Raw genomic sequence first — 21,690 nt, 5'->3', positions numbered from 1 at the left:
GGTCGGTCGCCGTGGCGGTGTCTTTTGCCATGGCAGGAATGGCCGGCTTCGACGGGGTGGCAATCGCCAACGGCACGGAGCCCGGCGATGGTGCACGAAAGCGGGGCAGATGTTTATTTTTACGGGAAACCGGTACGATCTCATTCGAAATTCCGGTTTGGCGGGGCAATGCGGGGCCATCGCCGAGGTCGGCGTGCTGAAGGGAGAAAACGCCCAGTTTCTCTACGAGACCCTGCGGCCTTCCTCGATGACCCTCGTCGACAGCTGGAGCGCGGAAGAGATCATGTCCGGCTATTCGCCATTCGACAGCCTTCCCTCCTATATCGACGACCTCAGCGCGACGGAGAGCTATTTCGGCGGCCCGCTCGACGATCAGGCGACCTTCGACCGGTTGCTCGCCGAGGCGAAAGCGCGATTCACCGGCAGGGACAATGTGAAGTTCGTCGTCGCCGATTCCTTCAAGGGCCTCGATCAGGTCGCCGATTCCAGCCTTGATCTGGTCTATCTCGACGCCAACCACCAGTATGAGTTCATCTACCGCGACCTGATGTACTGGAAGGAAAAGGTCAACGACAACGGGCTCATCGTTCTCAACGACTGCATCGTCTCGCAGCTCGGCGCCCGGCAGAATCTCGGCGTGCACCAGGCCGTCTCGGCCTTCCTGAAGATCAACGTGGACTATCTGCCGCTGGTGCTGACCCTCGGGAACTTTCCCGATCTCGTCATTTCGAAGCGCCGGAACCCGCGCATCAACGTGGTCCTGACGTCGCTGCTGCGAAGCGGACGCGTCCTGGAAGTGCCGGACGCGCTGTTCCACAGCTTCTCGCAAAAGTCGCCGGGCGGCGGGATGAGCTATTTCAGCTTCAACTGAGCCATTCCGGACCGAGGCCCGGCGCGCAGTCGCCAGTCAGGCGCGGTAGCCCGGCGCGAGGCCCTCGCGCATCAGAAGGCGCCGGAGCGGCTTGATGCTGCGGGCCACTTCCAGCCCGATCGAGCGCGCCATCTGCACGGGAAGGAAATCCGTCAAAAGCGAGCGATTGAGCAGATCGACGCCCATCGTCCGGCTCGCCACGTCAACGCGGCGGGCACGGGCGTAGCGGGCGAGGGTGCCTTCACTTCCCGGATCCTCGCCCTGCCTCGCGGATTTCTCCAGGACGCGGGAAAGGTCGGCGACGTCGCGAATACCGAGGTTGAGGCCCTGCGCCCCGATCGGCGGAAAGGCGTGCGCGGCCTCGCCGACGAGCGCGACCCGGTCTCCCACCATTCGTGCTGCGGAAAGCCCCGAGAGCGGGAAGGCCTGGCGCGGCCCGTCGATCGAGAGCTTTCCCAGCAGGAAGTGGCTGCGCTCTCCTAGGTCGCGGGCTAGTTCCTGGTCCGAAAGGGCCATCATCGCATCGACCACCTTGGGACGTTCGACGCAGACGATCGACGAGCGCAGGGGACCGAGCGGCACCAGCGTGAAGGGGCCCGTCTCGGTGTGGAGTTCCGTCGAGGTGTCCTCGTGCGGGGCCGTGTGCCGGACATTGAGGACGAGAGCCACCTGATCGTAGGTCCAGCGCTTGACGTCGATGCCGGCGGCCTGGCGAACCGGAGAGTTGCGTCCGTCCGCGCCGATGACCAGGCGGCAGTCGATCGTCGTGCCGTCGTCCGTGGTGATCGAACAGCGATCCGGCGAGACGGCAATGTCCTTGGCCGCGCTTTCGACGCGCGCGATGCGCTCTTCGCCGTCGATCGCCTCGGCCAGAACGGCATTGAGTTCGGTGTTCTCGATATTGTAGCCGAAGGCCTCAAGGTCCATCTCGGACGCCTCGAAGGCGGTTTCGGGCGCGCGGATCAGCCGGTTGGTTCCGTCGATCAGCCGCATCGTGCGCAGGGCCGCCGCCTTCGGCTGCAGACGATCCCAGACGTCGAGCGCTTTGAGGAAGGCAACGGAGCTGCCGAGGAGCGCGGTGGTCCGGTGGTCGGGCCTTGACAGGGGCGGCGCCACGAGGACGGTCCGGTATCCGGATCGGGCGGCGGCGAGGGCCGCGATCATTCCGGACGGGCCGCCACCAACGACGACGATATCGGTTTCCTGTGCCATGGGGCCGCTCCTGCTCCGAGACATGGCCTTGAACCCGGTGAAACCGGCTTGTCCGCCGGGCCGTGACCGTGCCGGTTGGACGGCGCTATCGCCGATCCTTTCCAGCTACATAGTTCGTCTTTGGACGCGGCGGAAGTCCGGAGGGCTACTGGCTGCCCCGTGGGGCCATGCGATCATGGAGGCGGCGCCTGTGCGATCCTTCGTGCAGAACGATGTCGACACAGCGCATGCCGAGCGCCATGACCAGGAGCGCGGCGAGGGCCTTGAGCGGTGCAATCGCCAGCGATGCGACGGCGGCGCCCGGAAGCAGGCCGGAGAGGCCCGCTCCGATGCCGAAGAGCAGGGCGCCCAGCACCAGCCGGACATCGATGGTGCGGCGGGTTGGGCTATGGAAGATCGGGGACAGCACGGGCCGCTTGCGCCGCTGGCCGATCCGGATGCCGACCATCGCGACCAGCAGGCCGCTGACGAAGGCGAAGGCAAGGCCGCTTGCGGCCGACGAGAGCCCGCCGCCGGCAAGCAGGGAACGCAGGGCTTCGGTGTCGGTGAGGCCGCACAGGACCACGCCGGTGCCGGCCAGGGCGCCGGAAAGCGCCATGATGATCAAGGTCTGGCTTGTCTGATGGGTCATGACGATGGTCCGAAGACTGTGAGGGTCAGGAAGGCGGAACAGGCGAAAATCGCCAGGGCAACGATCGCTCGCGGGGCAAGACGTGCCAGGCCGTGCACCTCCGGTCCCATGCCGATGCCGGCCGCAAGCCGCATGCCGACGCCGACGAGGAAGGCGCCGATCAGCAGAAGCGCGACGCCGCCGGAGAGCGCCTGCGATGTCGCGCGGGACGTCAGCCCGGTCAGGGGCAGCAGGAAAGCCGCTGCCCAGCCGCCGATCACCATGAAGACGAGGAACACCACCTGCCACAGGCGCATGCGACCCGCCTGGAGATTGGCGATCACGTCGGATGCATCGACCTGACGGCCGGCAAAGACCCAGGTGAGGGCGATCGAAAGGCCAATAAGGCAGCCGCCGACAAGGTAGGCGATCGGGAAGCTTTCGAGCGCGAGGCTCTGCATCGTCTGCACCCGGCAAATGGAAAACGAACTGTTCTTGGCGGCCATGATGCGCCAAATGACCTTTGCCGACACTCGGCAAGAGTGTCGCATGCAGTCCGGTCAGGTGTTCGTTTGCGGTCCTGTCGCCGGTGGGAAATCGATTTGCGCGAGCCCCAGAAGTTCAAAGAAAGCTGGCGTTTCTGCTTTCAAGGGTTCATATACGCAGGAACTTTAGTGCGTTTCTTCCGTCAGGGGCGACACGTTGACGCCGGCAGCCATAGTGAACAAACATCAGAATGCGCTGATCGCTCTCGCGGTCCACGCCTTCACGGCGAGCGGTATCGTCGTGGCCATGCTGGCGGCCATTGCCGCCTATGCGCAGGACTGGCCCAAGTTCTTCGGACTTCTCGGCTTCGCGCTCGCAATCGACGGCGTCGACGGGCCGATTGCGCGCTGGCTTCACGTCGAGCGCAGACTGCCGACATTCTCCGGTGCCGCGCTCGATTTCGTTGTCGACTACGTGACCTATGTGTTCCTGCCGGCGATGGCGCTCGCGGCGGGCGGCTTCGGTCCGACCTGGATCTCGCTGGCGCTGGCCGGTGTCATCGTCTTCACCAGCGCGATGTATTTCGCCGATACGCGAATGAAGATGAAGAACAACGCCTTCCGCGGGTTTCCGGCGGTCTGGAACGGCGTGATTTTCCTGTTTTTCGTCTTTCGCCCGCCGATCGAAGTCATCAGTGTGGTGACGGGACTTCTCGCGGTGCTGACGTTCCTGCCGGTGGCCTTCGTTCATCCGGTGCGGGTCGTGCGCTGGCGCCCCCTGACCCTGCTCGTCTGCGTCGTCTGGTCGGTCTGTGCGGTCGTCGCGCTGACGAGCGGCCTCGATGTTTCGTTTGCCGTCGGTGCAGGCCTGCTGCTCTCCAGTCTTTATCTGGCGCTCGTTTCGGCCGTGCACCAGCTTCTTGACCTTCTCAAATAACCACCGATACTTCTGGGCCGACGTGGTCTTGGAAGAGGACGTATGATGCTGGCCTTGCTGACCGATCCGGCCGCCTGGGCCAGTCTCGTAACCCTGACGGTCATGGAGATCGTCCTCGGCATCGACAACATCGTCTTCATTTCCGTGCTGACCGGACGGCTGCCTGCCCAGCAAGCGGAGAGGGCGCGCAAGATCGGCCTCGGCCTCGCGCTGATCTTCCGGATCATCCTCCTGATGCTGCTGTCCTTCCTGATCGGACTGACGGCGCCGCTTTTCGCCATCGGAGACCACCCGGTTTCCTGGCGCGACGTGATCCTGCTCGGCGGCGGGCTCTTCCTGATCGTCAAGGCGACGCTTGAAATCCACAAGGGGATCGAGGGCGAGGAAGAGCACCATTCCAGCAAGGTGAAGGCATCCTTCGCGATGATGATCGCCCAGATCATCGCGATCGATCTCGTCTTTTCGGTCGATTCCATCATCACGGCGATCGGCATGGCCGATCACTTGGAGATCATGATCGTGGCCGTCTGCATTGCCATCGCGATCATGTATCTGGCCTCCGGCCTGGTTTCGCAGTTCATCCACGCCCATCCGACGACCAAGATGCTGGCGCTCTCCTTCCTGCTCCTGATCGGCGTGGCGCTGGTCGCCGACGGCATTGGCTACCACATCCCGAAGGGCTTCATCTATTTCGCCATGGCCTTCTCCGCCGGCGTGGAGGTGGTCAACATCATGGCCAAGTCGAAGCGCGCCAAACGCGTGCCGGTGGAAGGGGACCACTGAAATCGACGAAAAATGCTGCGGTAATTTAATACCGCATCATGTATCCATATGAATTTTCTCGATAATCCGTATTTCTCGGTGACTCCATGGTTCTTGACGGGCGCGGTCCGCTCGCGTATACGCAACGCCATCCCGGCGGCCGACTTGGTCGCCGTTTTTTCGGATTCAACGCGCTGCGTTTTCTTGTGCCGGTCTTTCAGGGCCGAAGCGGGGAGGGCGGCGCCTCACTAGATGGTCTCACGTCATGAAAACCTATTCGGCCAAGCCGGCTGAGGTCGTGAAGAAGTGGGTGCTGATCGACGCCGAAGGGCTCGTGGTCGGTCGCCTCGCCTCGCTGATCGCGATGCGTCTTCGCGGCAAGCACAAGCCGTCCTTCACGCCCCATGTCGACGACGGCGACAACGTCATCGTCATCAACGCGGACAAGGTCGTCTTCACCGGCCGCAAGTACTCCGACAAGAAGTACTACCACCACACCGGTTATGCCGGCGGCATCAAGGAGCGCACCGCGCGCTTCATCCTCGAGGGCCGTTTCCCTGAGCGCGTGCTCGAGAAGGCCGTCCAGCGCATGATGCCGGAAGGACCGCTTGCCCGCCGCCAGCTCGGCAACCTGCGCGTCTATGCCGGTGGTGAGCATCCGCATGAAGCCCAGCAGCCGTCGGTGCTCGACGTCAAGTCCCTCAACTCCAAGAATGCGAGAGCCTGATCATGGCGGAACTCCAGTCCCTTTCCGAACTGGGCGAAGAGATCGGCACCGCTGAGACCAGCGCTCCGGTTCATGTCCAGAAGCTCGATCAGTTCGGCCGCGCCTATGCCACCGGCAAGCGCAAGGACGCCGTCGCCCGCGTGTGGGTGAAGCCCGGCTCCGGCAAGATCATCGTCAACGACAAGGACTTCACGGCCTATTTCGGTCGCCCGGTCCTGCAGATGATCGTGCAGCAGCCGATCGTCGCCACCAGCCGCGACGGCCAGTTCGACGTCATCGCCACGGTCGCCGGCGGCGGCCTCTCCGGCCAGGCCGGTGCGATCCGTCACGGCATCTCCAAGGCGCTGACCTACTATGAGCCCGGGCTTCGCGCCGTGCTCAAGAAGGACGGCTTCCTCACCCGCGACAGCCGCGTGGTCGAGCGCAAGAAGTACGGCCGCCGGAAGGCCCGTCGTTCGTTCCAGTTCTCCAAGCGCTGATTGCGCCGCTGCCTCGGCAGCGTGGAAACTGCAAATTTGGAAAAGGCGGGCCATTCGGTCCGCCTTTTTTCGTTGCGGGAACGACCGATTCGCGAAACGCTTCATCTTCGGATATTGGATTCGCATGTGCGGACGGGGAGGGGCTTTATGCGTGACGACGACATGCGGCCAAGGCCGACGGACCATGCGTTTCTGAGGCCAACGATCCTGGGCGGCGCGACCGAGCCGACCTATGGCGGCACGCTGTCCTTCATGCGCCGGATGCTGAGCCGGGAACTGGAGAATGTGGATGCCGTCGTCTGGGGCATTCCCTTCGACAGCGCCGTTTCCAACCGCTCGGGCGCGCGCTTCGGGCCGCAGGCGATCCGCCGCGCGTCGGCGATCTTCGACGGCGATCCGAACTATCCCTTCGGCTTCGACATCTTCGAGGAACTGGCCGTTGTCGACTGGGGCGACTGCTCGCTGGACTATGGCCGGCCGCAGGACGCGCGGCTGCAGATCGAGGCGCAGGCCGGCGAGATTCTGGATGCCGGCTGCCATCTCTTCACGCTCGGCGGCGACCACTATGTCACCTGGCCGCTGCTTCGGGCCCATGCCGAACGCTTCGGGCCGCTGTCGCTGATCCAGTTCGACGCGCATCAGGACACCTGGCACGGCGATGACGACGACCGCGTCGACCATGGCGCCTTCGTCGCCTGGGCCGTGCGCCACGGCATCATCGATCCCTCGACGTCGATCCAGGTCGGTATCCGCACCCATGCGCCGGAGGATTGCGGCCTTGAAATCCTCTACGGCCACGACATCGACCGTCTCGGGATCGCTGGCGTGCTGGACCGTATCTGCAACCGGGTCGGCGACAACCGCGCCTACATGACCTTCGATATCGATTGCCTCGATCCGGCCTTCGCGCCGGGAACCGGCACGCCCGTTTCCGGCGGTCTGACGACGCGGGAGATGATCGCACTCATCACCGGGCTGGAAGACATCGATTTTGTCGGCGGCGATGTGGTCGAGGTGGCGCCGGCCTACGACCATGCCGACATCACCGCGATTGCGGCGTCCACGGTCGCGCAGAGCTATCTGGGACTGTTGGCAGCGAAAAAACGGGGCGGGTAGGGCGAAGCAAGAAGAAGGGCCCGCGTCTGCTTGCCCAGCCGGTTACTCGCCGCGCTCGATCGTCACGACCTTCTTGCCGTCGAAGCTGAGGCCGAGTTCACCGTGCTTCAGCTTGAGGGCGAGGTCACCGAAGAGTTCCCGCCGCCAGCCCTTCAGGGCCTCGACGTCGGCGTCATCGTTCGCAGCGATCTGCTCCAGGTCGTCGACGGTGGCGATCACCTTGGCTGCGACGCCCTCGTTATCGGCAACGAGCTTCAAGAGCACCTTCATGAGGTCGACAGCAGCGCCGGCACCTTCGGGCGACGGGCGTCCGCGCGGGATCTGAGGCCACTCGTCCTTGGGGGTCGTGAGGGCCTCCTGCACCACGGCGACGATCTCGCCGCCGGCCCGCGAGCGTTCGAAACCGTTCGGCACCGTCCTCAGCCGGCCGAGAGCCTGGGCATCCTTCGGGGCCTGGGTCGATATCTCGTAGATGGCATCGTCCTTGATGACGCGGCTGCGCGGTACGTCGCGGGACTGCGCCTCGCGCTCGCGCCAGGCTGCGACCGCCTGCATGATCAGGAGTTCCTGCGACTTGCGCACGCGCATCTTCAGGCGCCGCCAGGCATCTTCGGGATCGGAGCGATAGGTGCTCTCCGAGGTGAGCACCTTCATCTCCTCGCTCACCCAGTCGGTCCGCTGCCGCTTGTCTAGGCTCTTCTTCAGGGACGCATAGACATCCCGAAGATGGGTCACGTCGGCAACGGCATATTCGATCTGCGCCTCGCTGAGCGGACGGCGCGACCAGTCGGTGAAGCGGTGAGTCTTGTCGATCTGCGCCCCGGTGATCCGACCGACGAGTTGATCGTAGGAGATCGAATCGCCGTAGCCGCAGACCATCGCCGCGACCTGGGTGTCGAAGATCGGGGAGGGGACAAAGCCGCCCCGGTGCCAGATGATCTCGATGTCCTGCCGGGCAGCGTGAAAGACCTTCAGCACCCTCTCATCGCGCATCAGCGCGAAGAAGGGAGAAAGGTCGATATCCTCGGCGAGGGCGTCGATAACATAGGCCGTCTCAGGCCCCGCCATCTGAATCACGCACAGTTTCGGCCAGAAGGTCGTCTCGCGAAGGAATTCAGTGTCTACGGTGATGAATTCGTGGCGGGAAAGCTCGTCGCAGGCCGCCCCGAGGTCGGGCGTTGTCGTGATCATCTTCATGATGCCACAATCTAGTGAGTCTCGGGCCGGATGTCGCGCCGGAAAATGGAATTTCGAATTTGGCTGCGGATAGTTGCATCCAAAACACGGTTAACCGTCCGGCGGCGTGCCGCCGATCGACCACAGGGATCCAGATGGCCGCGGATCTCGCCGCTTCGGGCCGACAAACTCTTGACAAAGACGGACCCGCGTGCGCTTTTCCGCCCGCGCCGGCAGCCGCAATTTTCCTTGGCTGCCCTCAGAATTTTCGCAATTTCAGGTCGACACCATGCATCGCTATCGCAGCCATACCTGTGGAGAGCTCAGGGACACCCACACCGGCGAAACCGTTCGCCTTTCCGGCTGGGTGCACCGTGTCCGAGATCATGGCGGTCTGCTCTTCATCGACCTGCGCGACCACTATGGCATCACCCAGTGCGTGATCGATCCGGATTCGCCGGCCTTCAAGCTGGCCGAGACGGTGCGCTCCGAATGGGTCCTGCGGCTCGACGGCGACGTGAAGCGCCGCTCGCCGGATACGGTGAACCCGAATCTTGCGACGGGCGCGATCGAGATATTCATTCGTGAGATCGAGGTGCTCGGGCAGGCGAAGGAACTGCCGCTGCCCGTCTTCGGCGAGCCGGAGTATCCGGAGGACACGCGCCTCAAGTACCGCTTCATCGACCTGCGCCGCGAGACGCTGCACGCCAACATCGTCAAGCGCACGAAGATCATCGGCGCCATGCGCCGGCGGATGAACGAGATCGGCTTCACCGAATACACGACGCCGATCCTGACCGCGTCGTCGCCGGAAGGCGCGCGCGACTTCCTCGTTCCGAGCCGCATCCATCCCGGCAATTTCTATGCGCTGCCGCAGGCGCCGCAGCAGTTCAAGCAGCTGCTGATGGTCGCGGGCTTCGACCGCTATTTCCAGATCGCGCCGTGTTTCCGCGACGAGGACCCGCGCGCCGACCGTCTGCCGGGCGAGTTCTATCAGCTCGATCTTGAAATGAGCTTCGTCACCCAGGAGGACATCTGGGAGACGATGGAGCCGGTCGTGCGCGGCATCTTCGAGGAGTTCGCGGGCGATAAGCCCGTGACGCAGGAATTCCGCCGCATCCCCTATGCCGATGCGATCCGCATCTACGGCACGGACAAGCCGGATCTGCGCAACCCGATCGAGATGCAGGCGGTGACCGAGCATTTCGCCGGTTCCGGCTTCAAGGTCTTCGCCCGCATGATCGAGGCCGATCCGAAGGCCGAGGTCTGGGCCATTCCGGCGATGACCGGCGGCAGCCGGGCTTTCTGCGACCGCATGAACTCCTGGGCGCAGTCGGAAGGTCAGCCGGGCCTTGGCTATATCTTCTGGCGCACGGAGAACGGCGCGCTCGAGGGCGCCGGCCCGATCGCCAAGAACATCGGTCCGGAGCGGACCGAGGCGATCCGCGTGCAACTCGGGCTCGGGGAGGGCGATGCCGCCTTCTTCGTCGCCGGCAACCCGGACAAGTTCTACAAGTTCGCCGGCGAGGCGCGCACCAAGGCCGGCACCGACCTCGGTCTCGTCGACGCGGACCGCTATGAACTCTGCTGGATCATCGACTTCCCGTTCTATGAGTGGGACGAGGACGAGAAGAAGATCGATTTCGCCCACAATCCCTTCTCGATGCCCCAGGGCGGCATCGAGGCGCTGAACGGCGACGAACCGCTCGGCATCAAGGCCTACCAGTATGACATGGTCTGCAACGGCTACGAGATCGCCTCCGGCTCGATCCGTAACCAGTCGCCGGAGACCATGGTCAAGGCCTTCGAGCTGACCGGGCTTTCGCAGCAGGATGTCGAGGAGCGCTTCGGCGGCCTCTACCGCGCCTTCCAGTATGGCGCGCCGCCGCACGGCGGCATGGCGGCCGGTATCGACCGTATCGTGATGCTGCTTTGCGGGGCGCAGAACCTGCGCGAAATCACCCTGTTCCCGATGAACCAGCGCGCCGAGGACCTGCTCATGGGTGCGCCGTCGGAGGCCATGCCCAAGCAGCTGCGCGAGTTGCACATCCGGGTCCAGAAGCCAACCTGACGTCAGGCTTCGCCGCTTGCGACGATGATTGAGCCCGCCGGTCGGCAAGCCGGCGGGTTTTTCGTATGGTCTGGCGGGAAAGTTTGGCGTCGCATACCTCAAAACCGGATGATGGCGCCTGAAGGAATGCCGGCTACCCGTTCAGGAGGAGACGCGTGATGGACCAGTTCAACGGAGGATGCCTTTGCGGCAAGGTCCGGATCACGGCGTCCGGGCGTCCATACCGGGTCGGCCTTTGTCACTGTCTCGACTGCCGCAAGCACCACGGGGCCTTGTTCCACGCCTCGGCGGTGTTTCCTCAGGATGCCGTGACGATCGATGGCGAAACGCGCGACTACGCCGGGCGGTTCTTCTGTCCCAACTGCGGCTCGTCGGTCTTCTCGCGCACGGAAGACGAAATCGAGGTGCATCTGGGGTCATTGGATGCGCCCGACCAGTTGATGCCGACCTACGAGCTCTGGACCATCCGCCGCGAGGCCTGGCTGCCGCCGTTTCCGCTCAAGAGGCACTACGAGCGCGATCGTGAAGCTACGGGGCGCTCTGAGGAGTAGGCGGCCTGGACGGCCACGGTGTCCTGGAGAGGGGGCCGATATGATTGCCGGGACACGAACCAGATGCCCGGAAGATAGGGCCATTGATCGCCTCGACTGCCACCAACATGATTCGCATAAGAAAGATTATGGAACTTAAATTGATACCTGTAGGGGCCCCCGTGCGGTCTCTCTCGGGCCTCTGCCGGGCCCATTTTCCGTTGGGCGTCTCATCCGAAGGCGTCCAGAAGGCTCTCCGAGGCTCCGCTCTCGCTCTCCAGCCGCTCCTGGACAATCTCCAGGGCCTTCATCGCGATGCCCATCGAGAAGCCGGCGCGGATCAGCACGCCGAGTTGCTTGCGGCGACGGTCAGACACGCGGCTCGTCTCGACAGGCCCGTCGTCCTCCCATGCCGTGGAATCGTCCACAGCGTCGTCATGCGACTGACGGTCTTCCAGCCGGACGAGCCTGCGGCGCTCGACCAGCCGGATCGCAGCCATGAGTTCGGCGTCGTCATCGCTGTTCTCGTCGGCCTGTCGCAGTTCCGTTGAAACGAGTTCGCGGTCGAGGCCGCGGCGCGCCAGATCGCCGGCGATGCGATGGCGCGACCAGCCGCGCCGCCGTGACGAGACGATGCGCGTTTCGCAATAGCGCTGGTCGTCGATGAGACCGGAGCGTTTGCAGGAGTCGATCACGCCGTCGATCAGGCGCAGCGCTTCGTCACGGGCGGCATCAAGCCTTTCGGACAGGCCGAGTGCATCATCACCGGCGGGCTGCTGGCGGCGGTGATGCCGGTCGATGCAGCGCGTCAGGACACGCCGCAGTTCGGCTTCACTGGCGGCATAGCGATCGAGATGGCGCATGGCCATGCGGATGAGCTTTTCGCGCCCGACAAGTGGAGCGATCTGTTCCGGAGCATCGAACATAAGTGGAACATTTCAGAATCACACCATAATGTCAAGGTGTTCGAGCGAATCCCTCACGTTGCGAAAGCTGTCAGTTCTCGACGAAATCGGCGCATTTCGGCGCATCCGTGCCGCCCCAGGGCATGATCGGCACGGTCGACGTCGAGTTCTTGGGGCTGCCTTCGATCAGCTTGTCCGAATAGACGAGATAGACGAGGACGTTCCGCTTGGTGTCGCAGCCGCGCACGATCTGCATCTTCTTGAAAATCAGCGAGCGGCGCTGGCTGAACATGTCCTCGCCCTGCTCGAACTTCTGCTTGAAGACGATGGGACCGACCTGCCGGCAGGCGAGCGAGATGTCGGAGGTTTCTTCCGCCACGCCCAGCATGCCCGAAATGCCGCCCTTTTCCGGCACGGTGTAATGGCAGGCAACGCCGTCGACGATCGGATCGTCGATGCCGTAGACCGCCAGCTTGTGGTCGGGGGTGAGGAATTTCCAGACCGTCGAGCGCTTGAAAATGAGGTCCGGCCCGTCGGCGAGCGCGGGTGCAGCGGCGCCCAGAAGCATCAGGCCGGCAATCAGGATTTTTCGAAGCATGAGCGGGAATTCCTCGGTGGTGGCACGCAGAGTCTATGAACGTCGGGCCGGTCTGTCTGTTCGGCCACTGGGCCTTAGATGGGGAAATCAGGACGCAAGATACAAGGTCTTGTGAAGTATGGGCGCTCGGAACGGACTTTGGTCAGATCGTCAGGAGCGGCCATCCGGCGGCCAGCCTTTCTGTCAGATTGCCTTCGCTGGCAACATCCAGAAGCCGCATTGAGCCGAAGCGCGGCTTGTAATGGGCAAGCCCGGGGGCGATGGCCCTGACCACGTCGATGCCGATGTCGGGCCGGGTCAGGCGAAAGATGAAGACGTCGATGCCGATTGCCTCTAACGCGGCCGCCGCAGTGGATGGCGATGGCACCGCGAGGTCTTCCTTCGTCACGTTGCGCTCGCCGATTGTGGTCACCCCGGCCGGCAGGAGGTGGGGCATTGTCGCCGTCGTGGCGCTTGCTCCCCATTGCATCAGGAGGCGGTCCCGTGCGCTCAACGGCCCTCCGCGGGCGGCCCTCAGTTCGGCGCCGCGGATGGCGAGATCGTGCTGGACGGATTCCAGAAAGGCCTTTTCCTTGGCCTTGGCCGGATCGTCCGCGCAGCCAAGCCCCACCGAGACCCGGCCTCCATCCAGTTCGGCCGAGATCCCGGCAACCGCATGCAGCCCGGCGAGGCTGCCGAGATGAAGGAACCAGCTTCTTCGTCCCGTTTCGGCCTCGTGTCTTGCAAGATGCTCGATGAAGGCGCCCTCGCCCGCCTCCGGCATCAGCGCGGCGCACTGGCGCTGCGACCACCACCAGCGGCCAGCGGCGTCGCGCTCGACGAGTTCGGCGACGGCACGAAGGGCGGCGTCGTCGGGACTGGTGCCGGCAGCAAGACCGTTGCTGTCGGCAGCGGTGTTCGGCTCACCGAGAACCGCAAGCCCGAAATTGCTGAAAAGGCAGAAGGCCGGCACGAAGGCGGGCGCGCCGTCGCCGAGCCGCTCGACCTGACACCAATGACCGGTCTCGTCCATGATCGCGTCCGGCGGCAGGCTGTCATGGCCGGCGCAAAGGCGGTCGAAGTCTTCCCGGTGATGCCGTTGCCGCAAGGAAAAGCCGAGGCACTGCTGGATATCGAGCCTTGGGCCATGGGTTGAGGAAACGATGCGGCTCCGGTCCGTCTGCGCATCGAACCGGCTGCTGACGATCTCGGCGCATTCGCCGAGGCATCGGCGGATTGCCGTCGGCGGGTCGAAGCCGAATCCGCTGGCCGTGATCGGGCCTGACGGATCGGCCAGGTTCGTTGTCGCGAGATACAGGCCGAAGAGCGGAATGATCTCGACCTCAAGGTCGAACAGGGCCAGCAGTTGCAGAATCTGACGGTCGCCAGGCGGCAGTGGCAGGCCGAATCCCAACGCCGAAATGTCTCCGGCCTCCTTCGAAGCATCTATCCCGGTCCCGGCCGCCTCACCGTGGCGGGCGTTCAAAATGGGAATTTTCGACACGAATGACGCTCCGAATGACGGTTCGGCGAGCCGAAGGCTCTCTCACGATCGACGGGATTGTGATGATCCGATGCGCAATTTATAGCGTAATTTATTGAAATTGATAGGAAATTCAATTTCCCGCGGTTCGCGTGCTTTGCAACCCCTTCGTCATCCTCGGGAATTCCGTCATGCGCCGTCCGCCAAACGTCAGATCGTCGATTGACGATAGCTGACGTTCGTCTGACGCAAGTCGGTCCAGTCTGCTTCCAACGCCTGATGGGGATCGGGCCGAGGAGGAGGACATTATGCAGCCGAGGTTTCCGCGTCCGGTGATAGCGACGAGTTATCCGCAGATCGCCTATCCGCGTCCGGAGATCGACGACAAGCCCCGGGCCGACGAGGCGAAGGCCCAGCGGATCGAGGCGGCCCGGTTTGCCGCCGCCCGGCCGCACCGACCGGCGCGCTCGAATGGCGAGGAGGCCGAGGCAATCGGCTTCTGGCCGGCCAACTTCAGCAAGGGCCTGCCACACGACCAATATGGCCTTGTCTGCGAGGACGCCTATTGCGTCTTCGTCAACGCGGTCAATTGCGCGTCCCCCTCCGCCTTTCTGCCACGGCTCGCCTCCACGAATTACTCCACCACGATCACCGCGACGCCGATACCTTCACGGCCCGGCCGCCGTGCCTGGGCGCATCCGCGGGCCGGACATCTCTACGATCTCGAAGGACCGGATGCGGCCGAGCTCTCGCTTCCGCCGGCACCGGCACTTGGCTCCGCCGAGGTGTCCGCCGAGATGGCGGAACTCTACGCCCTCTCCCTCTTGCGTGACGTTCCCTTCGCCATGCTTGAAAAGCCTGAGGACGACCGGACGCGCGGGGTTCAGTCGGCGCTTGCCTCGCTCACCTGGTTTTCGGCCAAGCAAGGAAACGGCGGCCAGACACTGGAGACCGGCGAAGCAAGGCGGCAGCAGGCCCGCAAGCCCTTCCGGCGCCAGGGGCTTGCCGGCCTGATGCGCGGCTTTGCGCCGGGAGCGGATCGGGGACCGACCGTCTCCCAGTTTCTTCTCGTCGGGACCGCCTGCTCCAGGCAGGACCTCAAGCCCGAGGATGGCATTGTCCGCTGCGGCCCCCAGCGCATCGACCAGCGCATCGTCCCGTCCGAGCCGGGGATCGACTTCATGACTGGCTGGAGCGGCTGGCTGGATGTCCAAAATGGTGCGGACGTCTGCGAGACGGAACGCCTTGCCAAGGAGCCTCGCTTCGTTGCCACTCCGCGTGACCTTGCCGCCCATGCCCATTCTGAGTTTGTTCATCAGGCGGCGCTCAATGCCTGCATGCTTCTCATCGGTCTCAGGACCCCCTTCGAACGAAGCCTGCCGATCCGCACCAATCATCCCTGGCGGACCAAGACCGACCCCTTCGGTCCGTGCCATGCCCTGACCTTGGTGGCAGAGGCGGCGAGCCGGGCAGCGAAGGCGATCCAGCGCCAGAAGTTCTGCGTTCACCGGCGGGCCCGGCCCGAGGCCGTTGCCGGCATGATCACTTTGGCGGCCGGCGAGGAATCCTATCGGCTCGGTCTCCTCGAACCCCGGTTGAAGGCGATTGTCCGCGAGCTCAGGGACAGCGGTCTGGCGGAACTGGTCGATGCGCACAACAGGGCACAGAACGAGGCGTTCCGATCCGATCCGGAAAGGGCCCTTCTCCTTTACGCCGGCGAGGATCATCCGGACTGGATGGACCTCAACCTGCTGCTTTCGATGGCTTTTCCCGAAGGCTCGCCGATGAGCCCATCCTACGGCTCCTGTCATGCGGCGACGGTCGGCGCGAGCGTCACCATCCTCAAGGCGATGTTCGATCTCTACCGGGGCGACGGTGCGCCGGTCGGCGGTCCCAACCGCTGGACGCGCAATCACTGGCGGGAGAAGACGCTGGCCGATGTCGGTGTCGAGCAGGTCTTCGAAGCGGCTGCGGACGGAAGCCACCTCGTGGAAAGCAACGTCCGGCCGACGGAACTGACGCTTGCCGGCGAGCTCAACAAGGTCGTCGCCAACATCAGCCATGGCTGCTGCACTGCGGGCGCCAACTATTTCTCCGACTGCTTCGAGGCCATGCGCCTTGGCGAGCGTGTCGCCGCAGGCATCCTGCAGGAGCAGATGCTCAACCACAGCGAACCGATCCAGCTGCGCTTTCCGAGCTTCGACGGCGACAAGGTGATCATCTCGACGACGGGCAGCGGCAGCGATGTCACGGTGGATGTCTGGGCCGCCGACGATCGCCCCGTGACCTTCGAACAATGGTGGCTGAGGCAGGTCTCCAGATGATGCGACTTTGCGGCGGACGGAGGCGCTCAGCCCGTCTGCTGCTCACTGGGCCGCTCTGCTCGGGGGGGCGGAGCGGCCCTTTTTTCACAGGGTCGGTGGAGCCGGCTCCGCCGTTTCTGGCGGACTGACGTTCCGCTGACGATGACTGCCTACTCTTCGGGCCACGGGCTTGGGCCGATGAACAACATGGAGGTCGTGTGATTGATCGGTTGCAGTCCTGACCGGACAACAAGGATCGTGAAGGCGTCAGGAATTGAGTCTTCTGTCCTTTCGTATGGCGATGCCGCATTCGCTCGGATGCGGGCGGCAACGGATGCGAAGTGCGAACTGGAGAACATGGCAGATCACAGCGTCTCGCGGCGGCTCCCCGTGTGGTGGGAAGCCGCGCACAAATTCCTTGAAATGCAGAAGATCGACGCCTCGCGGACTTCGATCGGGAGCGAGCATATCGATGGCGCAACGCAGATGAGCGCCACTGACGGGACCTCCGGGGGCGAGGCTCAGGCGGGCGACGTTCAAGGACAGATCGGATTTGGCCGCCTCGTCGCCCTGATGTCGAGCCCGGACATGCCCAAGTCCTTCGGCAGTCCATTTCTCGGCGCGGTCGTCGTGCCGGAACTCGGGCTGGAACCGATGCTCGTGCCGTCCCCGGCCAGGGTTCAAGACGCCGACCGGTGTCCGGCCATTCCCGGCTTTCTCAACGATCTCCTGCGTGAGCGGGCGGCCCGGCAGTTCTGGCGGCGCCTCCATGACGGGGACCCCTCGCCCATCCTGATCACGCAAGGCGATTCCTGGCTGCATTATCCGGTCTGGCGCCGCGATATCGCCGATCGTTTGTCCGGATGCTGCAACGTTCTGCCTGTCGGTCGGACCTTCGAAAGGCCGGAACAGCTCGCCCCGGGACTGCGGGATGTGATCGCCAACCTCAAGCGCTATGGCCGCGAACCGGCGGCCTATGTGCTTTCGATTGGCGCGAGCACGATTCTGTCCGACGCCTTTGCCGTCGCGGGCTTCAGTGATCCGGTGCCGGCGAGCGGCTTTCCCTTGCCGAACTACCAGTCTCTCATCGAGCGCTACATTCGCGGCATTCGGGCTGTGTCGCCGGGGCTGCGGATCGCGATTCATGGATATGGCCGCTTCATTCCGATGGACGGCTGGCTGTCTGCGGCGATGATCGGTGCGGGCCTGCGGGAATCGATCGCGCGGGAACGGTTCGGGATCGGAGTCGGCGACGCTGTCGTGACCACGCTGTCACGGTTCGGCGCTCCCGACGGCCAGGGCGCATCGCCGGGGGTTTTCGTCATCGACAATCGCGACCTGCTGACGGAGCGAAGGGACTGGGCCGACGAGGTTCACCCATCCGAGGAGGTTTGCGACCTGATCGCCGACCGGATGGTCGAGATTCTCAGGCTCAACGGAGGATTGGAATGATGTCGGTGGCCATCCGCCGGATGAGGACAGATTGATTCAAATTTTCAGTAGTGGCGGCACGAACGGACAACTGACATCACAGGAAAACTGCAAAAACCCACACATTCACGTTATGAAGCGACGATAAGAGAGTTTGGGGCCATTTGGGCCCGTGATTTTGAACAATGATTTTGAGGCCACGACCCTTGCACATGCGGATCGTCGATATCCGCTGCAGGCGTGGCACGCCAAATTGCCGGGAGGAGACCGCGTGCTGAAATCCCATGATATTCCGCAGCATAACAACATGCTCGACCGCAGGACCGGCGATGCGTCCCTGCCCCGGGATCCGGCACGCAGTCGCCATTTTCGCACGATGTTCGGTCCGAGCAGGCCGGAGGAGCGCTATTCGGGTACCGGCGACGTTGCCGGGTCCTTGCGGCTGCTGCAGGAACTTGCGGACGTCATGGCCAGGGCACCCGAGGAAGAGGGCTTCTTCCTGCCGGCCGGCTACACCTATTTCGCGCAACTCGTCAGCCACGATGTCAGCAAGATCAGCGGCGGCGAGTTCGATTATGACGCGGATGGAAACGAGATCGAGCGGGTCCCCGAGACGCAGGATCGCCACCTGCGCTTGATGCTCGAAACGCTGTATGGAGCCGGGCCGGACGAGGACCGGATCGGACTTTACGGTGAAGGCAATGACGATCTCGCGCGCTGGCGCCTGCGCCAGGGGCGGTTCCGCAAGTCGAAGGCCGCGGGCGACCTGCCGCGGTCCTGCCCGTTCCATCCCGACGCGACGACGCCCCTGTTTGCCGCAGATACGCGCAACGACGTCAACCTGGTGACAGCGCAGATCACGGCCCTGTTCATTGCCTTGCACAACAAGGCGTTCGATCGTCTGGAGGGCGTCAATGCGCCCGATGCCCGATTCGAGGCAGCGCGGCTTGTCACCCGTTTCGTCTACCGTTCGATGGTGGCCGACGACCTGATGCAACGGCTTCTGCATCCCGTCGTCTTCGCCCACTATCGCAATGACGGCCAGCTTCTCGATCATCCGCACGGGCATGATCGCCACCGTTTCCCGGCCGAATTCTCGCACGCCGTCTATCGGTTCGGCCACTCGCTCATCCGGCATGACTACCGCGTGAACGATCTCATTCCGATGCAGTCGATCCGCGAGATGCTCGCCGAGACGGCGAGCCAGAGGCCCTATGCCTTTCCCCAGGACATCCACTGGAAGATCGACTGGAGGCACTATTTCGGACCTCACGCGCAGAAGGCCCTGCCGCTGACGCCAAGCATCGCCGGCAATCTGGTCGAGGATCCGGCCGTCGCGATCCCGAAGGACTACGGCGACTGGACGTCCGACCTGGTGCTGCGCGATCTCGCCCGCGGGCTCGACATCGGCGTTCTCAAGGTCGAGGCGCTCGCCGGGCGGATTGCGGCCCTGAAGCCTGCCGAGGCCGACGGGTGGCTGGCCTTCGATTCGGGCCGCCGCAAGAGCTTTGCGAAAGCCTGGCTCACTGCGTCTGGCATGACCGATGACGACGCGGAACGGGTGGCGATCGATCCGCCGCTCTTCTTCTTCACGCTGCATGAGGCCGGCGCTCCGGTCGATGCAGGCGGTGGAGAGGGGCGCCACCTCGGCTTCCTCGCCTCGGTCGTCGTGGCGGAGAAAATCTTCGCCAGCCTCAAGGAACATCGGATCGACATCGAAGGCTCCCCGATGTTGCCGTCGTCGCTGGACGCGGTTTTCGGCCCGGGCGCCCTGCCCGGCTCCATGGAGCAACTGATCGAATTTCTGAAGTGACATTTTGAAAATTTGCAGACAGGAGGAGAAGATAATGGCTGCTGTTGAGATGACCGTGATTTCGCCAAGGCATGTCGGGCTCTACCTGACGAAAATCGCCAAGGCCGCGCCCGGCGAGCGCCCGCAGAACGTCGAGGCATTGCTGGGCGCATTGGCGCAGGGCATTCCGAACGCGCCGCAACCGCACTACGATGGCGAGCGTCGCCAGTGGCGGCTTGCCGGCATTCTGGAAGTCACCGGCGTCGAACGGGACGCAGCGCTCGATTTCCTCCAGAGCACGTCGTCGGCCGTGAAGCTCAGGCTGCCCGACAAGGAACTGCTCGACCGCACGCTGGAGGAATCCGAAGCACTGGACGCGATCGGCGGCGGGCCGAACTATGTGCCCTCCTTCTACGGCGACTATCTGAACAAGACGCCGCGCGCGCCGACCAACACCGAATTTCTCTATTCGCGCATAGCCGACTACGTTTTTTCGTCCTGTCGCTGACGGCGCGCGTATGGCGGCCGCCCCGCGGCCCGACTATCTCGCCCTGCCGCCGGCACCCTGCTGGCGGCAGGAGAATACATGGTAACTATTTGTTTTCCCATACATAAGTCTGGGGTTTGGCAGAACGCCGCGAGGGCGGAACAAGGCGCCACCAATCCGGCCCCTGCCCTGTTCATGCCTGCAATGCGCCTGACAAAGACATCTCGGCGGTTGACAGGCTGGGGCGATTCCGTTACCGAAGCGCCACCGGACGCCGAGCGTCACGACCCTTCGCTGAGGCGAAGTCGATCCCGGCATTGGGGAATAGGTTAACGGTAGACCAGCGGACTCTGACTCCGTTAGTCCTGGTTCGAATCCAGGTTCCCCAGCCACTCTTTTTTCAATGAAATCAGTTTCCCGCTCCTGAAGAGCGTGGCCTTGCGGGTCGCAAGGCGTTGCCGTCACATTGATGGCCGACGTTCGCATCGTCGCCCGCGCGTCGTGTCAATCATCGACGCATGGCCAACTGTCCGGCGTGCTGATCCCCGGGGGCAGTATGGTCGTTTCATCGCCGCATGCATCCTGGAGCTGGAGTTCCTCAAGCCCCTTGACGCCGCTCAGGTCCGTGCCGGCAATCTCGGTCTTGTAAAGATAGGCATCGGTCCAGTCGGAGTCGCCGAGGGCCGCACCCTTGAACGAGGCGCGGGCAATGATGGCGTTGGCAAAGCTCGAATCGGTCAGGTCGGCCCCGTCGAAATTGCCGCGAATGATGTCCGACTTGGAAAGATCAGCCCCCTGCAGTCTGGCGTCCGCAAAATTCACTCGCGGCAAGCTGCCGCCTTTCAGATCGACCCCTGAGAGGGTCGCTTCGGAAAAATCGGCGCGGTAGAGTTCCACATAGCCGAGCTTTGCCGAGGTCAGGTCCGCACCGCTCAGGTCGGCCCCATATCCAAACGCCTTGAACATCGATGCCCCGACGAGTTTGGCGCCGCCGAACGCCGTATACGTCAGGTTCGCCCGATCGAGCGATGCGCCATCGAGGTTCGATTCGCGCAAATCCGTACTGGTCAGATTGGCCCTGGACAGTTGCGCGCCGCTCAGATCGGCGCCCCGCATGATGATGACCTTCTTGGCGCAGCCGGCCCAGTCAACGCCCGGCCGCGGTGCGTCGTTGCAGCCTGCGAATGCTGGACCGGCGCCGCAGGCAAGACACGAAAAAACAAGGCCAAGAACAAATTTCATCATCGGATCTATCCCATGAACCAAGGACATGCGTCCTTTGGGGCACGGTCCGAAGGCTATGGCAAAAACACCTGCCAGTCCATCGCGGCCGCCGTGGCTGAAGCGCCGGGTTCCGGACCGAACCGAGGGGCCGCATGCCCCGTCCGTGTCGCACTCAGCCTTGCGGATGGCGCTCGACGTCCCGTTCCGCAGCGTCCCTGCTCCCCGCCATCGGTGCACCGTTGCGCGGTCGGCAGGCATCCAAGGCTTGCCTCTCGCATGGTGCGGTTCGTTCGGCGCGAGGCGGATATCTCCCGCCCCAGTCACTTCGGGATCGATTTTGCGGCTCTCGATTCAACGTTTGCGAGCATGTTGATCTGTTCATCGGACATTTTTTCAGATGAACGCAGGCATCTGGTTCAATAAATTTGAAATATTCAGTTGTATTTTACTTGCAGTTAAATACGTCACGGTGCGCCGATTGACGAAGCTAGAGCAGATTTTACAATTGCCAA

20 protein-coding genes and 1 tRNA gene are annotated in these 21,690 nt (G+C 63.6%); 13 read left to right on the top strand and 8 right to left on the bottom strand.

All coding sequences use genetic code 11. The features are described 5' to 3' along the window. Positions 1–109: 109 nt before the first annotated feature. A complete protein-coding gene (locus HDIA_RS12330) occupies positions 110–871 on the top strand; it encodes a class I SAM-dependent methyltransferase (RefSeq protein WP_157775557.1) in 762 nt (253 codons plus the stop codon). A gap of 36 nt (positions 872–907) precedes the next feature. On the opposite strand, the gene HDIA_RS12325 is transcribed toward HDIA_RS12330, so the two are convergent. The 3 genes from HDIA_RS12325 to HDIA_RS12315 all read right to left on the bottom strand — a co-directional run bounded on the left by HDIA_RS12325 (position 908) and on the right by HDIA_RS12315 (position 3,199). After that, the gene (locus HDIA_RS12325) at positions 908–2,083 is read right to left on the bottom strand and encodes a UbiH/UbiF family hydroxylase (RefSeq protein WP_099556434.1); all 1,176 of its coding nucleotides are present in this window, start codon (positions 2,081–2,083) and stop codon (positions 908–910) included. Between the two features lie 145 nt (positions 2,084–2,228). Further along, positions 2,229–2,714, bottom strand: coding sequence for a DUF6691 family protein (locus HDIA_RS12320; RefSeq protein WP_099556433.1), 486 nt, complete (start codon positions 2,712–2,714; stop codon positions 2,229–2,231). Beyond that, positions 2,711–3,199 (bottom strand): hypothetical protein, encoded by a 489-nt coding sequence (locus HDIA_RS12315; RefSeq protein ID WP_157775554.1) that lies wholly within the window; start codon positions 3,197–3,199, stop codon positions 2,711–2,713. Before HDIA_RS12315 ends, HDIA_RS12320 begins: the two co-directional genes overlap by 4 nt. A gap of 214 nt (positions 3,200–3,413) precedes the next feature. Here HDIA_RS12315 and HDIA_RS12310 point away from each other — a divergent pair, with 214 nt between their 5' ends. From HDIA_RS12310 to speB, 5 genes are all read left to right on the top strand, one after another. Continuing rightward, the gene (locus HDIA_RS12310; RefSeq protein ID WP_099556431.1) at positions 3,414–4,115 is read left to right on the top strand and encodes a CDP-alcohol phosphatidyltransferase family protein; all 702 of its coding nucleotides are present in this window, start codon (positions 3,414–3,416) and stop codon (positions 4,113–4,115) included. A 45-nt stretch (positions 4,116–4,160) separates the two neighbouring features. Beyond that, a complete protein-coding gene (locus tag HDIA_RS12305; RefSeq protein ID WP_099558871.1) occupies positions 4,161–4,898 on the top strand; it encodes a TerC family protein in 738 nt (245 codons plus the stop codon). Positions 4,899–5,142: 244 nt separating this feature from the next. Further along, positions 5,143–5,604 (top strand): 50S ribosomal protein L13, encoded by a 462-nt coding sequence (gene rplM / locus HDIA_RS12300; RefSeq protein WP_099556430.1) that lies wholly within the window; start codon positions 5,143–5,145, stop codon positions 5,602–5,604. Between the two features lie 2 nt (positions 5,605–5,606). Continuing rightward, the gene (rpsI, locus tag HDIA_RS12295) at positions 5,607–6,083 is read left to right on the top strand and encodes a 30S ribosomal protein S9 (protein WP_099556429.1); all 477 of its coding nucleotides are present in this window, start codon (positions 5,607–5,609) and stop codon (positions 6,081–6,083) included. Between the two features lie 147 nt (positions 6,084–6,230). Beyond that, positions 6,231–7,199, top strand: a complete 969-nt coding sequence (gene speB / locus HDIA_RS12290) for an agmatinase (RefSeq protein ID WP_245884255.1) — start codon at positions 6,231–6,233, stop codon at positions 7,197–7,199. 42 nt (positions 7,200–7,241) lie between these two features. Here the strand turns inward: speB and rnd are convergent, their stop codons facing one another. Next, on the bottom strand, positions 7,242–8,390 hold the full coding sequence (rnd, locus tag HDIA_RS12285; RefSeq protein WP_099558869.1) for a ribonuclease D: 1,149 nt from the start codon (positions 8,388–8,390) through the stop codon (positions 7,242–7,244). A gap of 274 nt (positions 8,391–8,664) precedes the next feature. Between rnd and aspS the strand changes: the two genes are divergently transcribed. Both aspS and HDIA_RS12275 read left to right on the top strand, forming a co-directional pair. Next, entirely contained in the window at positions 8,665–10,446 is a 1,782-nt protein-coding gene (aspS, locus tag HDIA_RS12280) for an aspartate--tRNA ligase (RefSeq protein WP_099558868.1), read from the top strand. Between the two features lie 158 nt (positions 10,447–10,604). Then, complete coding sequence (locus HDIA_RS12275; protein ID WP_099556428.1) at positions 10,605–10,997, top strand: GFA family protein; 393 nt, start codon at positions 10,605–10,607, stop codon at positions 10,995–10,997. Positions 10,998–11,206: 209 nt separating this feature from the next. Here HDIA_RS12275 and HDIA_RS12270 read toward each other — a convergent pair whose 3' ends face one another. The 3 genes from HDIA_RS12270 to HDIA_RS12260 all read right to left on the bottom strand — a co-directional run bounded on the left by HDIA_RS12270 (position 11,207) and on the right by HDIA_RS12260 (position 13,872). Then, positions 11,207–11,902: a regulatory protein RecX gene (locus tag HDIA_RS12270; protein ID WP_099556427.1), complete on the bottom strand. Its 696-nt coding sequence runs from the start codon at positions 11,900–11,902 to the stop codon at positions 11,207–11,209. A 70-nt stretch (positions 11,903–11,972) separates the two neighbouring features. Beyond that, positions 11,973–12,479 carry a CreA family protein gene (locus tag HDIA_RS12265; protein ID WP_099556426.1) on the bottom strand — a complete coding sequence of 169 codons (507 nt, stop codon included), beginning with the start codon at positions 12,477–12,479 and terminating at the stop codon, positions 11,973–11,975. A 142-nt stretch (positions 12,480–12,621) separates the two neighbouring features. Beyond that, entirely contained in the window at positions 12,622–13,872 is a 1,251-nt protein-coding gene (locus tag HDIA_RS12260) for a YcaO-like family protein (protein WP_157775552.1), read from the bottom strand. Between the two features lie 377 nt (positions 13,873–14,249). Between HDIA_RS12260 and HDIA_RS12255 the strand changes: the two genes are divergently transcribed. The 5 genes from HDIA_RS12255 (at position 14,250) to HDIA_RS12235 (ending at position 20,346) form a co-directional block, all read left to right on the top strand. Further along, the gene (locus tag HDIA_RS12255) at positions 14,250–16,265 is read left to right on the top strand and encodes a phosphatase PAP2 family protein (protein WP_099556424.1); all 2,016 of its coding nucleotides are present in this window, start codon (positions 14,250–14,252) and stop codon (positions 16,263–16,265) included. A gap of 336 nt (positions 16,266–16,601) precedes the next feature. Further along, positions 16,602–17,696, top strand: a complete 1,095-nt coding sequence (locus tag HDIA_RS12250) for a hypothetical protein (RefSeq protein WP_099556423.1) — start codon at positions 16,602–16,604, stop codon at positions 17,694–17,696. A gap of 250 nt (positions 17,697–17,946) precedes the next feature. After that, positions 17,947–19,488: a peroxidase family protein gene (locus HDIA_RS12245; protein ID WP_099556422.1), complete on the top strand. Its 1,542-nt coding sequence runs from the start codon at positions 17,947–17,949 to the stop codon at positions 19,486–19,488. Positions 19,489–19,522: 34 nt separating this feature from the next. Continuing rightward, positions 19,523–19,975, top strand: coding sequence for a hypothetical protein (locus HDIA_RS12240; RefSeq protein WP_099556421.1), 453 nt, complete (start codon positions 19,523–19,525; stop codon positions 19,973–19,975). A gap of 297 nt (positions 19,976–20,272) precedes the next feature. After that, a tRNA-Gln gene (locus HDIA_RS12235) sits at positions 20,273–20,346 on the top strand. A gap of 112 nt (positions 20,347–20,458) precedes the next feature. Here the strand turns inward: HDIA_RS12235 and HDIA_RS12230 are convergent. Beyond that, a complete protein-coding gene (locus HDIA_RS12230) occupies positions 20,459–21,226 on the bottom strand; it encodes a pentapeptide repeat-containing protein (protein WP_162292639.1) in 768 nt (255 codons plus the stop codon). Positions 21,227–21,690: the final 464 nt, after the last annotated feature.

Source organism: Hartmannibacter diazotrophicus, from assembly GCF_900231165.1.
Classification (GTDB): Bacteria; Pseudomonadota; Alphaproteobacteria; order Rhizobiales; family Pleomorphomonadaceae; genus Hartmannibacter; species Hartmannibacter diazotrophicus.
Note: the sequence above shows the minus strand (reverse complement) of the source record. Positions and strands in the feature narration are given on the sequence as shown.

Bases quoted from the DNA above. Each gene is read 5' to 3' on its own strand.
- HDIA_RS12330 (WP_157775557.1), top strand. From the start codon at position 110: ATGTTTATTTTTACGGGAAACCGGTACGATCTCATTCGAAATTCCGGT.
- HDIA_RS12325 (WP_099556434.1), bottom strand. From the start codon at position 2,083: ATGGCACAGGAAACCGATATCGTCGTCGTTGGTGGCGGCCCGTCCGGA.
- HDIA_RS12320 (WP_099556433.1), bottom strand. From the start codon at position 2,714: ATGACCCATCAGACAAGCCAGACCTTGATCATCATGGCGCTTTCCGGC.
- HDIA_RS12315 (WP_157775554.1), bottom strand. From the start codon at position 3,199: ATGGCCGCCAAGAACAGTTCGTTTTCCATTTGCCGGGTGCAGACGATG.
- HDIA_RS12305 (WP_099558871.1), top strand. From the start codon at position 4,161: ATGCTGGCCTTGCTGACCGATCCGGCCGCCTGGGCCAGTCTCGTAACC.
- rplM (WP_099556430.1), top strand. From the start codon at position 5,143: ATGAAAACCTATTCGGCCAAGCCGGCTGAGGTCGTGAAGAAGTGGGTG.
- rpsI (WP_099556429.1), top strand. From the start codon at position 5,607: ATGGCGGAACTCCAGTCCCTTTCCGAACTGGGCGAAGAGATCGGCACC.
- speB (WP_245884255.1), top strand. From the start codon at position 6,231: ATGCGTGACGACGACATGCGGCCAAGGCCGACGGACCATGCGTTTCTG.
- rnd (WP_099558869.1), bottom strand. From the start codon at position 8,390: ATGATCACGACAACGCCCGACCTCGGGGCGGCCTGCGACGAGCTTTCC.
- aspS (WP_099558868.1), top strand. From the start codon at position 8,665: ATGCATCGCTATCGCAGCCATACCTGTGGAGAGCTCAGGGACACCCAC.
- HDIA_RS12275 (WP_099556428.1), top strand. From the start codon at position 10,605: ATGGACCAGTTCAACGGAGGATGCCTTTGCGGCAAGGTCCGGATCACG.
- HDIA_RS12270 (WP_099556427.1), bottom strand. From the start codon at position 11,902: ATGTTCGATGCTCCGGAACAGATCGCTCCACTTGTCGGGCGCGAAAAG.
- HDIA_RS12265 (WP_099556426.1), bottom strand. From the start codon at position 12,479: ATGCTTCGAAAAATCCTGATTGCCGGCCTGATGCTTCTGGGCGCCGCT.
- HDIA_RS12255 (WP_099556424.1), top strand. From the start codon at position 14,250: ATGCAGCCGAGGTTTCCGCGTCCGGTGATAGCGACGAGTTATCCGCAG.
- HDIA_RS12250 (WP_099556423.1), top strand. From the start codon at position 16,602: ATGGCAGATCACAGCGTCTCGCGGCGGCTCCCCGTGTGGTGGGAAGCC.
- HDIA_RS12240 (WP_099556421.1), top strand. From the start codon at position 19,523: ATGGCTGCTGTTGAGATGACCGTGATTTCGCCAAGGCATGTCGGGCTC.
- HDIA_RS12230 (WP_162292639.1), bottom strand. From the start codon at position 21,226: ATGTCCTTGGTTCATGGGATAGATCCGATGATGAAATTTGTTCTTGGC.